Below are 13,185 nucleotides of genomic sequence, written 5' to 3' on the forward strand. Positions count from 1 at the left end.
GTCGACCGCTCGTCGGCGGATCGATCGAGCCGGATTCGTTTTTTGCGTCGTTCGTGTGCTCTCCCGTCTCGACAGCGTCCGCCAAAAGCCGTACGCTTGGGTCGGAAACGGCCACACGCGTTTTATTCCTGTGATCCCGTGTCATCGTATGGCGCGAGGGGCGGAACCGAGCGAGCGGACGCCTACGACGGGGTCTCAGCCCGTCGACGAAGCGGACACGAAACTCCAGTCTGCGAGCACCGACGCCGTCGACGAGGCGCTGAAGACGCGCGCGATGGACGAAGCGCCGGTCGGAATCACCATCGCGGACGCGACGAAGCCCGATCAGCCGCTCGTGTACGCCAACGCCGCCTTCGAGCGGATCACCGGCTACCCGCCGACGTACGCGGTGGGTCGAAACTGTCGGTTTCTGCAGGGGGAAGCCACTCGCGAGAAGCCGGTCAGGCGGATGCGCGCAGCGATCGAAGAGGAGCGCGCGACGACCGTCGTCCTCAGAAACTACCGGCGGAACGGCGAGCAGTTCTGGAACGAGGTGACGATCGCGCCGCTCCGCGATGAGTCGGGGGCAGTCGCCTACTACGTGGGATTCCAACAGGACGTCACGCGCCGCAAGCGGGCCGAGCAGGCGGCGGCGAACAGGGCCGAGCGGATCGAGCGCGAGCGGACCGCCCAGGAACGGCTCCTCGATCGGCTCGACGGGGTCGTCGCGGACGTCACCGAGTCCGTGACGCGGGCGACCTCAAGAGCCGAGTTGGAACGCGGGGTCACTCAGAGCATCGCGGACACGTACGCGGGGGCGTGGCTCGGGACGTACGACCCGGCGAGCGAGACGGTCGTCCCGGAAGTCTGTGCCGGCGTGGTCGATCCCGACGTCGTGGGGCGTCAGTTCTCCGTGGCCGAGTCGACCGCCACCCCGGCGGCGGAAATCGAAGCCGTCGAAACCGCCGTCGCCGGCGCGCTCGACGCGCAGTACGTCCACATCGAACCGATCGAAAGGGCGGGTGTCGAGGCGTCTGCGGTCGCCGGCGTGCCGTTACACTTCGGGACGGCGACCTACGGCGCTGTCGCGGTGTACGTGGCGACCGAGGACTTCCACACCCACGAGCGGGCCGTCTTGACCGCACTCGGTCGGACGGTCGCAACCGGCATCAACGCGATCGAGAGCCGTCGAACGCGCCACGGCGAGGAGGTTATCGAAGTCCAACTCGGAGTCGAGGCCCATCCCGTGGTAGCGCTCGCGTCCGCGTTGGACTGCCGACTGCGGTACGTCGGGACCGTCGGCGATCGCGAGGTCACGTCGCTGCTGTTCGAGGTCGGCGACGGGGACGGCCTCGACGCGGAGGCGGTGCGCGCTGCGGCCGCTCGCCGAGGGGTGACGATCCACGCCGTACTCGCCACGGAGACGGACGTGCCGGTGGTCGAACTGTCGGTCGACGACGGCTCGTTCCGCGCGCTGCTGGCCGATCACAGCGGGGAGGTAACCGAGTGGACTGCGGAGGCGGGCCTCGCGCGGGTGACCGTCGAGGTCGGCAGAGAGCCCCTCGCCCAGTCGTTCGCCGACACCGCGCTGGAACAGTTCGAGGCCGCGGAACTGATCGGGTACCGCCGCCGAGAGCGCCGGGCGGAGACCCAACGCGAGTTCGTCGCCGACCTCCGGTCGCGACTGACCGACCGCCAGCACGCCGCGTTAGTCCGCGCCTACACGACGGGCTACTTCGAGTGGCCCCACGAGACCAGCGGGGACGAGATCGCCGAGTCGATGGGCGTCTGTCGGTCGACGTTCCACCAGCACCTCCGCGCGGCACAGCGAAAACTCGCGGCTGCGGTGCTGGAAGGATAGCACGCCGACCGCCGCGGATCCGCGCCGTCCCCAACTGGTTGTGTACGTCGCTTACCACGTCTCCCCTCCTACGCTAAGGCGTACTATGCCACAACCCGGAAGCGAAGGAATCTGGCTCTGGATCGGCACGCTCGGAATGTTCCTGGGGATGCTGTACTTCATCGCCAGGGGCTGGGGCGAAACTGACAGGCGGCGACAGGAGTTCTACATCGTCACGATATTCATCACCGCCATCGCGTTCGTGAACTACCTCGCGATGGCGCTCGGCTTCGGGCTGACGACGGTGACGGTCGCCGGCGAGGAGTTACCGATCTACTGGGCGCGATACACGGACTGGTTCTTCACCACGCCGCTGCTGCTGATCGACCTCGGCCTGCTCGCCGGGGCGAACCGGAACCAACTCGCCTCGCTGGTCGGACTGGATATGCTGATGATCGGGACCGGGGCCGTCGCGACGCTGTCTGCCGGCCCCGGGATGTTCTCCGAGGGCGCGCGCCGGCTGATCTGGTGGGGCGTCTCGACGGGGTTCCTGCTGGTGCTCCTGTATATGCTGTACGGATCCTTAGACGAGAAGGCCAGCCAGCTCTCCGGAGCCGCCGCGAGCACGTTCAGTCGGCTCCGGACGCTGATCGTCGTGGTCTGGCTGATCTATCCCGTCTGGTGGATCGTCGGCACCGAGGGACTCCGTCTCCTCCCGCTGACGATCGAGACGGCCGGATTTATGGTGTTAGACCTCGTCGCCAAGGTCGGATTCGGCATCATCCTGTTGTCGAGCCGCGAGGTGCTGGACGCCGCGGGTGCGACCGCGACCAGCGCCGAACCGGCGGACTGACGCCGTCGAGTCGTCCCGCCCGCTCGCTCCCCGTTCGGCGTTCGGAGACCCAACCCGATGAGCACGCTCACGTACCTACAGTTTCACTTCGCGTTCGTCGTCCCCGCAGTGTTGCTGTTGGCCGCGACTGGGTTCGTGAGTCGGTCGCACATCCCCGAGCGGCTTCGGGCGCGGCTCACCGGATGGCGTGAGTACTGGGGCGGCGTCGCCATCGTCACCGTCGTCGCGCTGGCGTACACGACGCCGTGGGACAACTTCCTGATCGGCCGCGGCGTCTGGTGGTACGGCGAAGCGGCGACGGTCGCGACGATCTGGCGCGCCCCCGTCGAGGAGTACCTGTTCATCCTGGTCCAACCGCTGTTTACCGCGCTGTGGCTTGCGCACCTCTCGGTGCGCCCGTCGTGGCCGGCGGCCTCGCACCCGCGTCGGGACCGGGCGCTGGCCGTCGCGGCCGCCGTCGCGGTCGGGGCCGTCGGGTGGCGGTTGCTTGCGACCGACGCGACCTTTTATCTCGGCGCGATCCTCGCGTGGGCCGCGCCGGTGCTGGCCCTGCAGTGGGCCGTCGGAGCCCCGCAGCTGTGGGCTCGTCGGCGAACGGTCGCGCTGGGGACGCTCGTTCCGGCGACGTACCTGTGTCTGGCCGACCGGATCGCCATCGAGTACGGCATCTGGATCATCGCCGAGCAGTACACGACGGGCCTGACGGTTCTCGGACTCCCCGTCGAGGAGGCGACGTTCTTCCTCGTGACGAACCTCTTCGTCGTGCAGGGGCTGCTCCTGTACCGGCTGGTGATCGCGCGGTGGGACGGGGAGTCCGCATCAGACCGAGATGTCACCGATTCGACGGCGGGTCGCACAGTCGAGCGAAGCCACCGGGCGGACGTCGACACCGCCCCCGCGGATCGCCTGGCGGGGGAAGCGAACGGCGATGAGTGAATCGGCAGCGGAGAGCCGATCAACTAGGGGTAGCGACGACCGGGTCCACGGCCGTCCCCCGCTGCTCCGACCGATCGTGCTCGCCGTCGGCGGCTATCCCGCCTGGGTCGGCATCGCCTCCGTACTGGCCGTCGTCGCAATCGTCGAGGTCGGTGGCACCGGAATCGGAGCGACGCTGCCGACGTGGGCTCGCTACCTCCCGCTCGCGGCCAGCCTCGTGCTGTTCGGGCTTCCGCACGGCGCGGTCGACCACCTCGCTCCCGCGCGGGCCGCCGGTCAGCGTCCGAGCGTCCGATGGCTGCTGAGTGTTGGGGTTGTCTACCTCGTTCTCGGCGTCGCCTACGCCGCGGTGTGGTTTCTCTCTCCGGTCGCCGCGGCCGCGGCGTTCATCGCGATGACGTGGTTCCACTGGGGGCAGGGCGACCTCTACGCGCTCGACGGCCTCGGCGCCGATCACCTCGACGACCGGCGCCTCCGATTCGGCTCGCTCGTGGTTCGCGGCGGGCTCCCGATGTTGGTTCCGCTGGTCGGTCACCCCGAAGCGTACCGGGCCGTCGTCGACTCGTGGGTGGCCCTGTTCGGCTCCTCGCTCGACGCGGCGTGGCTCGTGTCGCCGACGGTCCGCACGGGGCTCGGCGTCGGGTTCGCGCTCGTGACGGTCGGGACGCTGCTCGCGGGTCGGCGGCGCGCCGGTAGCGGGGACACGGCGTGGCGACTCGACGCCGCGGAGACGGCGCTGCTGTGGGCGTTCTTCCTCGTCGTGCCGCCGATCTTCGCGGTCGGCGTGTACTTCTGTGTGTGGCACTCGCTGCGACACATCGCTCGGCTGGTCGCCGTCGATCCGGCGTCGCGGCGGGCGTTCGACGAGCGGGGAACCGCGGCGGCGCTGGGGCGGACCGGACTGGACGCGCTGCCGCTGACGGTCGTCGCGCTCGCCACGTTGCTCGCGGTCGGCGTGATCAGCGGAGTCGAACCGAACACGCAGGCGGGGCAGGAGGCGGCCGCCGCGCTGTATCTGGTGTTCATCTCGGTGCTGACGCTGCCGCACGTCGCGATCGTCACCTGGATGGACTGGGTTGAGAACGCCGGTGTGGCCCGAATCCGGGGCGAACAGTAAAAGGTTAACAGCCTCGGTCCACTAGCCTCCTACAAGATGGCCGAAGACGTCAAACCGACTCGGAAAAATCTGATGGCGATCGAGGATCGGATCCAACTGTCCGAACGGGGCCACGACACGCTCGAACAGAAGCGTGACGGCCTCATTATGGAGTTTATGGACATTCTGGATCAGGCCCAGGACGTCCGTTCGGAGCTCGACGAGAACTACCAGACCGCCCAGGAGAAGATCAACATGGCGCGGGCGATGGAGGGCGACGTCGCCGTCCGCGGTGCCGCGGCGGCGCTGAAAGAGCACCCCGAGATCACCACCCAGTCGAAGAACATCATGGGCGTCGTCGTCCCGCAGATCGAGTCCTCGCGGGTGAAGAAGAGCCTCGATCAGCGCGGCTACGGCCTGCTCGGCTCCTCGGCGCGGATCGACGAGGCCGCCGACGCCTACGAGGAACTCTTGGAGACGATCATCCTCGCCGCGGAGGTCGAGACCGCGATGAAGAAGATGCTCACGGAGATCGAGACGACCAAGCGACGCGTCAACGCCTTGGAGTTCAAGCTCCTGCCGGAACTGTACGAGAACAAGGAGTACATCGAGCAGAAGCTCGAAGAGCAGGAGCGCGAGGAGATCTTCCGACTGAAGAAGATCAAGAACAAGAAGGAAGAAGAAGAGAAGGCGGAGAAGGAAGCCGAGGAAGCGGCCGCCGCGGCCCCCGCGGACGACTGACGCCGCGAGTTCCAGCCCGCGTGCTGTACCGTCCGAGTCGAACGCCTTCGGCCACGCTTTTCGCGACGTTCACGGGAACCAAGAGCCACCGCCGTACGCCGCGGGGGTCGCTCCCACGCCGTCACCAGATGATAAGTCTTAATTAGACTACCGGGCTACCAGGAGATGGAGCAAGGCCCGGGTGGTGTAGTGGCCCATCATACGACCCTGTCACGGTCGTGACGCGGGTTCAAATCCCGCCTCGGGCGCTTCGTGTTTTGCTCCGATGGATGCCCGGATGGTGTAGTGGCCCATCATACGACCCTGTCACGGTCGTGACGCGGGTTCAAATCCCGCTCCGGGCGCTTTGATTTTACAACGTCCAGCGAGGCGTCTCGTCGCCGAACGACGCCGTTGAAAATCGAACGGACGAGACGCGGGATTTGAACACCGGCAGTCGCACGCCCGCGCAGCGAACGCAGTGAGCGAGCAAGGACATCTGTGCAGGGTTCAAATCCCGCCGATCCAGTCCGAGAGGCGGATTTTTTCTGGCGCAGAGTAGGCCGAGGACACTCCGGAAGCGCGCCCCCTTCCATTCCCCCCAGTGATATGCTATCAGCTATCGCCTATCCAACTTCGGCCCATCCGAGTCGTCTCTCAAACAGAGCACCTACCCAAGCGCGGCAAGCCAAGAGCCGATCCCGACGCCGACGAGCGCAGACGCGAGCGTACCGAGCGCGTCGACGGCGGCGAGTCGGTAGTCTCCGGTATCGAACGCGCGAGTGACGTTGACCGCGAACGACGAGAACGTCGTGAACGCGCCGCAAAAGCCCGTCCCGGCGAGCGCGAGCGTCGCGTCCGCGGGCGCGACGGCGACGAGCGCGCCGAGAGCGAGGCTCCCGAGGACGTTGACCGCGAACGTGCTCCGTCGACCGCCGTCGAGCGCCACGTCGACCGCGTAGCGAGCGAGTGCGCCGAGTGAGCCGCCGAGTCCGACGAGCAGGGCTGTCGGGAGCGCGTCGAGAACCCCCACGACGTCGGCGATCACGCCCATCGCCTCCCGGCAAACAGCCCGAGCGACGCGGCGGCGAATCCGAGCGCGTAGGTGGCGGCGACGTTGGCGAGGCCGAGTGGCAGTCCGAGGGAGGCCGTCTCCATCGCGAAGGTGCTGTAGGTGGTGAACGACGAGAGCAGCCCGGTCATCAGGAAGGTCCGAGCGCGCGTCGACCGCACGTTTCCGACGGCGGCGGCCAGCGCGAAACTCCCGGCGACGTTGACGAGGAGCGTGCCGCTTGGACCGACTGCGAGCGTTCCCACGAGATACCGCGCGGTCGCTCCGAGGAAGCCGCCGAGCGCGACGAGCGCCGGGAGGAGCCGATCGGCCATCGACTGCGGTTTTCCGCGGGGCTACTCGTCAGTTTCGGTGGCGGCCGCTCCGGAGTGAGCGGACCGCACCGCCGTCGACGCGCGGGGGCTGGAACCGTCGTGCGGGGTGTCTCGCGAGCGGATCGCGACCGTGCGAGTCGCCTCCGCGGTGTCGTCGACGACGAGCGCCTCTCCCGGTTCAGTCGGCATCGACGCCGCGAGGTCGCCGTCGACGTAGGCGGGGTCGGCCGCCGCGAGCGCCCGGACGTCAGAGCCGGCCGTCAGCCGGTGGACGATCCGGAGATCCGACTGCGAGACGGCGACCGCTGGAAGCGCGCTCGGCCGCTGGGTGGCGGCGACGAGCGAGACGCCGGGCGCGCGACCGCGCGTGAGGAGCGTCCGGAGCGGCCCGCCGGCGACGCCCTCGAAGAAGACGTGCGCCTCGTCGACGAAGAGCCACGGCAGGCGGTCTATCGACGCGGCGGAATCGGCCGCTCCCGACGACGACCGGCCGAGGCGAGCGTCGTACAGGGCGGCCGCGACGCCCGCGGCGACGGCGTTCGACGGCGCGTCGTCGAGCCCGGAGCAGTCCAGGACCGTCGCCGACCCGTCCGCGAGCGACCCCGCGTCCAGTCCGTCGGGGTCGAAAACGCCCCACGCGGCGGCGCGACGGAGCCGATTGGCGGCCGCGCGGCGGACCTCGGATCCCGCGTCGGAATCGGCGACGGCCTCGCGCATCCCGTCGAGCGTCGCCGTCGCGTCCGCCGCGTGCCAGATCAGCGCGCCGACGGGGTGGTCCGGCCCGGTGCCGACGAGGGTGGGCCAGTCCGCTGGCGGTATCGCGTCCGCGCGGATTCGCGGCGCGTCGACGGCTCGCGCCGGGACGGCCTCGCCAACGGCGTCGTCCGCGAGACCGCGAAAGATGCCCATCGGATCGATCACGACGGGTGCGACCCCGGGCGTTCGCGCCGCCTCTTCGGCGAGGACGCCCAGCGTGTAGGATTTGCCGTAGCCGCGCTTGCCGACCACGAGCGCGGCGTGCGGGCGGTCGAAGTCGACTGCGACGGGCGCGCCGCGGCTCCCATCGCGGGCGCGGTGGTGGCCGAACCGCCCGGCGAACGTCGGCGTGGAGTCGGCGGCGGCGTCGGTACCGTCGCCACGACCGAGAACCTCGGTGTGCATCGGCGAGAGTGGCCGCGCGATCCGACTTGAACCCCCGGACGAGCGTTTATATACGGAGACGGGACCACGGGCGGTATGTTCGACGACCTCGGACGGTTTGTCAGAGACGACCGCGCGATCGAAGGACTGCCGATCAGACTCGTCATCGCCCTCGTGGTGGGCGTCGCCACGATGAGCGTGATGTTGAATATGCTCTCCGGGGTGCAGGGGCTCGCCGTCTCCGAACTCGACGTGCGGCCCACGCCGGACGTCGTCGAGCCCGGCGAACAGGAACTCGAACTCGTCGTCGTCGACGACGACGGCGACGGCGTGGAGGGCGCGACGGTGATCGTGAAGGACGGCAGCGCCGAGACGGAGGGCGTGGTGACCGCGAAGTCGGACGCGAACGGAGTCGCGAGCGTGACCGTCGACGTCGACACGCGGGCGAACCAAGAGACCGGGACGCTCGTCGTCGACGTCAAGCCGCCGTCGGGAAGTCAGTACGTCGACCGCCGCGAGAACACCGAGATCCTCGTCGTCGAGGAGTGAGAGATTCGGGAAATCCCCGGTCCGCTCACCGTTCGGGGTGAACTGGCGCGTCGAAGCCGCCGCGGACCAGCGGTTTCGCGATGTGCCGACGGGCGCAGGGCGGCACCTCGTACCAGCCGCGTTCGAGGTCGCGGTCGAGCGGGACGGTCGCGGGTTCCGCCGCCGACGTCCCGCAGTCGCGACAGCGATAGCCCTGATCGCGCCCGGCGCTGGCCATCGAACGGCCGCACGAGGGGCACGTCGGGTTCGTCTCCGCGGTGCGCCGAAGCGCGCGGACGGCGAACTTCTCCAGTTTGAGCGTCCCGTCGGTCACCTCTCCGCAGACGGTGAGGTCGTCGCCGACGCGGAGCGCGCGGACGCGGTCGCGGAACCGCTTCGTCGGCTCGAAGGCGACGCAGTCGACGCGGGCGTCGGATCCGGCCGGACCCTCGAACTCGAAGAAGACGTGGCCGCCGCGCCGCGTTTCGGGGTCGGAGGCGACGGTGCCGTCGACCCGGTAGGCGCGACCGTCGCGCAGGTCGCCGATCCGGCCGTCGGCGAGGTGCGCGTCGGTCCCCTGGTTCGTCAGGAACGTCGCAGAGCGCTCGGTCGGCTCGCTCTCGATCCGGTCCGCGAGATCGGATACGGCGTCGGCCTCGTCGCCGCGGATCCCATAGAGGATCGGCCCGGGGGCGTTGGGGACGCAGACCGCCTGCCGCTCGACGCGGTCGACGGTGTCCCACGCGTCGGGGTAGAACCGCTCTGCCTCCTCGAAGACAGACGCCTCGTCGACGTCACGGGGCGTCCCACAGCGCTCGAACGCCCGATAGGAGATGCGTTCGTACGTCCACTCCTCGAGGGCGGCCCACGCGCCGACGGCGGCGAGCGCGCCGATCCGCCCTCGACCGCCCTCCCAGCCGCGGTGACGGTACCCGGCGGCGTCGAGGACGGCGAGCGCCTCGGCGGGGTCGAGCAGTTCGCGGATCGCGCGGCGCGTGAAGTCCGCGACGGCGTCCGGCACCGCCTCCGGCGCGTCGCCGGCGACGACGACACCGGGGCTCGTCCGGGGATCGTCGGTCTCGGCGAGCGGTTCCAACTCCGCGGCGGCGAGCTCCAGCGCCCGGTCGGGATCGAGGTCGGTGTGCAGCGCGAGGGCGGCGTTGCCGCGGGTCTTGTACTCGACAGCCGGGTTGAGCCGGACGAGGAGGCGTCGATCGATCGTCCCGCCTTCGGCGACGACACGCTCGGCGAGCCGCGCCGCGAGGTACGTCGTGCACATCCCGCGCTCGCGGGAGTCGGTGTCGTCGAGGCCGATGACGGTCATCGCCCGCGAGTTGGCGACGCGTCGGCTAACGGCTTTCGGGACGCGGCGACGACCCGGAGCTTGCACAGAGTATTTGTCGGTACAGAGACACCAACCGGTCGATGATCGTACTCCACGCGAGTTTTCCGATCGATCCGGAGCACCGAGACGAAGCGCTCGACCTCGCGTCGACGCTCGTCGAGGAGTCCAACGAGGAGGCGGGAACGATCGAGTACCGGGCGGCGATAGACGTCGAAGACGACACCGTGCTCCGCTTCTTCGAGCAGTACGAGGACGAAGCGGCCTTCGAGGCACACGCGGCCTCGGCGCACTTTCAGGCGTTCGAGGACCGCCTGCCTGAACTCCTGGCGGGCGAACCCACAGTGACGCAGTTCGAGGTCGAGTCTGCGACCGAACTCGACCTGTAACCGGCAAAATCACCGGACGCGGGCGGTTCTCGCGGCACAACGCATATATGGCCTGAATCCCCTATGTCCGCCTATGTCTCGGTCGGCGTTAGTCGGAAACATCACGGCGATGCTGGAGGACGCCGGGTTCCTCGTCAGCGAGCGCTGTGCGATCCGACCGAAGAGTTTCGACGTCGCCGCGCGGCGGGGCGAGGACCTCGTGCTGCTGAAGGTCTTGGGTAACATCGACGCGTTCGACGGAACGACCGGCGAGGAGATGCGACGGTTGGGGACGTACCTCGACGCGACGCCGATGGTCGTCGGCCTACGGACCCGCGACGAGGACCTGAAACCGGGCGTCGTCTACTTCCGCCACGGCGTGCCGGTTCTCAACCCCGACACCGCGATGGACCTGTTCGTCGAGGGCGTGCCACCGCTGATCTACGCCGCGCCGGGCGGACTCTACGTCAACATCGACGGCGACCTCCTTCCGACGAACGCCGCGAACGCGGCTGGAGCCTCGGCCAACTGGCGACGGAGCTCGGCGTCTCCCGGCGCACCGTCTCGAAGTACGAGGACGGGATGAACGCGAGCATCGACGTCGCGATCCAACTCGAAGAGATGTTCGATCAGCCGTTCTCCAGCCCCGTCGAGGTGATGGAGGGGGCCGAGGAGGTCCGCGACGCGGAGCCGACGCCGGACGATCCGGATCCCGAATCCGGGGACGAACACGTCGTCCACGTGCTCACCCGAGCCGGCTTCACCGTCCACCCGACCGCCCGCGCGCCGTTCAAAGCGGTCAGCGAGGACGACGAACGCCGTCGCGACTTCATGCCGATGCTCACCGGCCACTCGCAGTTCACCCGCAGCGCCGAAAAGCGCGCGCGGATCATGTCCTCGCTCGGCGAAGTCACGCAGACCCGATCGGTGTACTTCACCGAGGGACAGTCGAAGCGCGAGGCCGTCGAGGGGACCGCGCTCGTGAGCTGTGAGGAGCTCGCCGGCATCGACGACCCCGACGAGATCCGCGATCTCATCCGCGACCGCTCGCAGGAGCCGACGGAAGCGTAGCTCAGCGGTCCTTAATTTAGCCTAGCTCGAATCGCCGTTAGAGTGAATACGCGACTGGACGGCGGCTTCCTCGCGTCGAAAAAAGCGTCCGCCGTCGCCCGTTCAGTTCGCCGCGTTGCCGTACGTCTCTTCGAGGTACGCGACGATGTCGTCGCTCTCGGACATCCCCTCGACTCCGTTGTCCTCGTCGACGAGGACCGGAACGCCGGTCTGTCCGCTGACCTCCTCGACTTCCGTCCGCTCGCTGTGTGCGGAGGGGACCTTCACCGACTCGTACTCCAGGCCGAGTTCCTCCAGTTTGCTCGTGACTTTCGCACAGTACGGACAGCCGTCGAGTTCGTAAAGCACCAGATTAGACATCACGTCCGGATAGGAACGCCGACGTAAAGAGACACGTGGTCGAGTGCGCGCAGAACGCACAGAGGTGATCCAGAGGCCGCTCAGCGCGACGGCCGTCACCGATCGGCGAGACGGCGAACTCCGGCGGCGATCTTACGGCGGCCGGCGACCAGTTCGCCGATCGCCCAGCCGAATCCGACGAGGACGGCACCGATCGCCCAGACGAAGTCCCACCCCGACATCCAGACGGGTCGGAGCCACGGCGTCACGTGCGCCCAGCGCGTCGCGAACTCGTTCATCGGGCCCTCGAGGGGCGTGTCGGCGAACGTCGCGCGGATCCGGCCGTCGAAGCCGACGCCGCCTTCGCCACCGGCGGTGAGGTTCGCGCTGCCGGTGATCGCGTAACTCCCGCTGGCGTTCATATCTCGGATCGTCGGTCCCGACGACTCCGGCCCGGTTCCCATCCGCTCTGCGTCGTAGGGCCCCCACGTCGCGTAGTACTCCCAGACGACTTCGCCGGTCGGCGTGATCTCCATCACGCGGTGGTTCAGCGTGTCGGTGACGAGGGTGTTGCCGTTGGGGAGGCGGTCGGCGTCCCGCGGCCAGTTGAGCGACTCCGAGCCGACCTCCCACGTGCGGACCCACTCGCCGTCCTCCTTGGCGTACTCGACGACCCGGTTGTTCTCGCTGTCGGCGACGAGGATCGTCGGCGTGCCGTTCTCGCTGCGCAACCAGTCGGGGTTGTGCTGCTCGCGCATCACCGAGTAGTCGTCGTCGCTGCCGAGACGCTCGACGATCTCCTTCGTCTCCATATCGACGACGATCGCCTGATCGAAGTTCCGCGGCGACAGCAGCAGTCGGTCCTCGCCGATGTGGTCGACGTCGTTGACGTGGGTCCAGTCCTCGCTGTAGCCGCCGTCGGTGCTCGGTGGGTAGTGGTTCCGGAAGTACCACTCCCAGGTGAACTCCTCGGTCGAGCGGTTGTAGACGACGACACGGTCGTCGCTTCTGTCGGCCGATTCGTTCCACTGTCGCATGTTCGCGATCGCGATGCGGTCGTCGCCCAGATACGCGACGTCGTGGGTGTCGGTCATATCGAATCGCTGCTCCCAGACGCGCTCCTGGGTGTCCGGGTCGAGCTCGAAGACGAGCGTGTCACCCGCCCGCGGCGAGGAGACGAGCAGGTTCCCGTTCGGCATCGGGTCGACGTCGAAGAACCACGCGTCGCCGCCGACTCTGTCGTCGTGCGTCCACTCGAGGTTACCGCGCTCGTCGACCGAGACCAAGCGCGCGGGCTTTTTCGGGTTCGTGTTCCCCTGGAAGGTGTACCCCTGCGCGCTGATGACGGTCGAGTTGTTCGCGGGGCTCGTGATGGTTCCGCGTTCGAGGTCCGTCTGCTCGGCGGGGTCGTAGGTCAGCGCCGAGACCGCAGCGGGCGCGAGCAGCGAGACGATCACCAAGAAGACGAGGAGCCGAACGGCGGAGGTCCGCGAGAGCGAGGGGACGTTCACGTACTGCACTCGCGGGGTAGTCGGTGAATCTCTTTCGGTCTCTCGAATAAACCGAACCGAGTGGGACGCTCGGAAG

13 protein-coding genes, 2 tRNA genes and 1 pseudogene are annotated in these 13,185 nt (G+C 68.4%); 10 read left to right on the forward strand and 6 right to left on the reverse strand.

Going from position 1 to position 13,185, the window contains the following annotated elements:
• Nucleotides 1–148 precede the first annotated feature (148 nt).
• From ACP99_RS02595 to ACP99_RS02625, 7 genes are all read left to right on the forward strand, one after another.
• The gene (locus ACP99_RS02595) at nt 149–1,840 is read left to right on the forward strand and encodes a PAS domain S-box protein (RefSeq protein WP_049985098.1); all 1,692 of its coding nucleotides are present in this window, start codon (nt 149–151) and stop codon (nt 1,838–1,840) included.
• 85 nt (nt 1,841–1,925) lie between these two features.
• Nucleotides 1,926–2,672 (forward strand): bacteriorhodopsin, encoded by a 747-nt coding sequence (locus ACP99_RS02600; RefSeq protein WP_081927063.1) that lies wholly within the window; start codon nt 1,926–1,928, stop codon nt 2,670–2,672.
• A gap of 57 nt (nt 2,673–2,729) precedes the next feature.
• Nucleotides 2,730–3,608, forward strand: coding sequence for a lycopene cyclase domain-containing protein (locus ACP99_RS02605; protein ID WP_081927065.1), 879 nt, complete (start codon nt 2,730–2,732; stop codon nt 3,606–3,608).
• Nucleotides 3,601–4,725, forward strand: coding sequence for a Brp/Blh family beta-carotene 15,15'-dioxygenase (locus ACP99_RS02610; protein ID WP_081927067.1), 1,125 nt, complete (start codon nt 3,601–3,603; stop codon nt 4,723–4,725). The genes ACP99_RS02605 and ACP99_RS02610 overlap by 8 nt, the downstream gene beginning before the upstream one ends.
• A gap of 36 nt (nt 4,726–4,761) precedes the next feature.
• Nucleotides 4,762–5,445 (forward strand): V-type ATP synthase subunit D, encoded by a 684-nt coding sequence (locus ACP99_RS02615; protein WP_049985099.1) that lies wholly within the window; start codon nt 4,762–4,764, stop codon nt 5,443–5,445.
• 175 nt (nt 5,446–5,620) lie between these two features.
• A tRNA-Asp gene (locus tag ACP99_RS02620) sits at nt 5,621–5,693 on the forward strand.
• Between the two features lie 23 nt (nt 5,694–5,716).
• A tRNA-Asp gene (locus ACP99_RS02625) sits at nt 5,717–5,789 on the forward strand.
• A 305-nt stretch (nt 5,790–6,094) separates the two neighbouring features.
• On the opposite strand, the gene ACP99_RS02630 is transcribed toward ACP99_RS02625, so the two are convergent.
• The 3 genes from ACP99_RS02630 to ACP99_RS02640 are packed head-to-tail and all read right to left on the reverse strand — an operon-like array spanning nt 6,095 to nt 7,971.
• Nucleotides 6,095–6,478: a fluoride efflux transporter FluC gene (locus ACP99_RS02630; RefSeq protein WP_049985100.1), complete on the reverse strand. Its 384-nt coding sequence runs from the start codon at nt 6,476–6,478 to the stop codon at nt 6,095–6,097.
• Nucleotides 6,469–6,810 carry a fluoride efflux transporter FluC gene (locus tag ACP99_RS02635; protein ID WP_049985101.1) on the reverse strand — a complete coding sequence of 114 codons (342 nt, stop codon included), beginning with the start codon at nt 6,808–6,810 and terminating at the stop codon, nt 6,469–6,471. The genes ACP99_RS02630 and ACP99_RS02635 overlap by 10 nt, the downstream gene beginning before the upstream one ends.
• A 21-nt stretch (nt 6,811–6,831) precedes the next feature.
• Nucleotides 6,832–7,971 (reverse strand): ATP-binding protein, encoded by a 1,140-nt coding sequence (locus ACP99_RS02640; protein ID WP_049985102.1) that lies wholly within the window; start codon nt 7,969–7,971, stop codon nt 6,832–6,834.
• Between the two features lie 75 nt (nt 7,972–8,046).
• Here ACP99_RS02640 and ACP99_RS02645 point away from each other — a divergent pair, with 75 nt between their 5' ends.
• On the forward strand, nt 8,047–8,499 hold the full coding sequence (locus ACP99_RS02645; RefSeq protein ID WP_049985103.1) for a DUF7382 domain-containing protein: 453 nt from the start codon (nt 8,047–8,049) through the stop codon (nt 8,497–8,499).
• Nucleotides 8,500–8,524: 25 nt separating this feature from the next.
• On the opposite strand, the gene ACP99_RS02650 is transcribed toward ACP99_RS02645, so the two are convergent.
• Nucleotides 8,525–9,802 (reverse strand): tRNA(Ile)(2)-agmatinylcytidine synthase, encoded by a 1,278-nt coding sequence (locus ACP99_RS02650; protein WP_049985104.1) that lies wholly within the window; start codon nt 9,800–9,802, stop codon nt 8,525–8,527.
• Nucleotides 9,803–9,903: 101 nt separating this feature from the next.
• On the opposite strand from ACP99_RS02650, the gene ACP99_RS02655 reads away from it, so the two are divergent.
• Together ACP99_RS02655 and ACP99_RS02660 are read left to right on the forward strand one after the other, a co-directional pair.
• Nucleotides 9,904–10,209, forward strand: coding sequence for a putative quinol monooxygenase (locus ACP99_RS02655; protein WP_049985105.1), 306 nt, complete (start codon nt 9,904–9,906; stop codon nt 10,207–10,209).
• A 73-nt stretch (nt 10,210–10,282) separates the two neighbouring features.
• Nucleotides 10,283–11,259 (forward strand): annotated as a pseudogene (locus ACP99_RS02660) (transcriptional regulator).
• Nucleotides 11,260–11,361: 102 nt separating this feature from the next.
• On the opposite strand, the gene ACP99_RS02665 reads toward ACP99_RS02660, so the two are convergent.
• Nucleotides 11,362–11,619: a glutathione S-transferase N-terminal domain-containing protein gene (locus ACP99_RS02665; protein ID WP_049985106.1), complete on the reverse strand. Its 258-nt coding sequence runs from the start codon at nt 11,617–11,619 to the stop codon at nt 11,362–11,364.
• A 95-nt stretch (nt 11,620–11,714) separates the two neighbouring features.
• On the reverse strand, nt 11,715–13,109 hold the full coding sequence (locus ACP99_RS02670; RefSeq protein ID WP_049985191.1) for an aryl-sulfate sulfotransferase: 1,395 nt from the start codon (nt 13,107–13,109) through the stop codon (nt 11,715–11,717).
• Nucleotides 13,110–13,185 lie beyond the last annotated feature (76 nt).

Source organism: Halobellus rufus, assembly GCF_000739575.1.
GTDB lineage: Archaea > Halobacteriota > Halobacteria > Halobacteriales > Haloferacaceae > Haloquadratum > Haloquadratum rufum.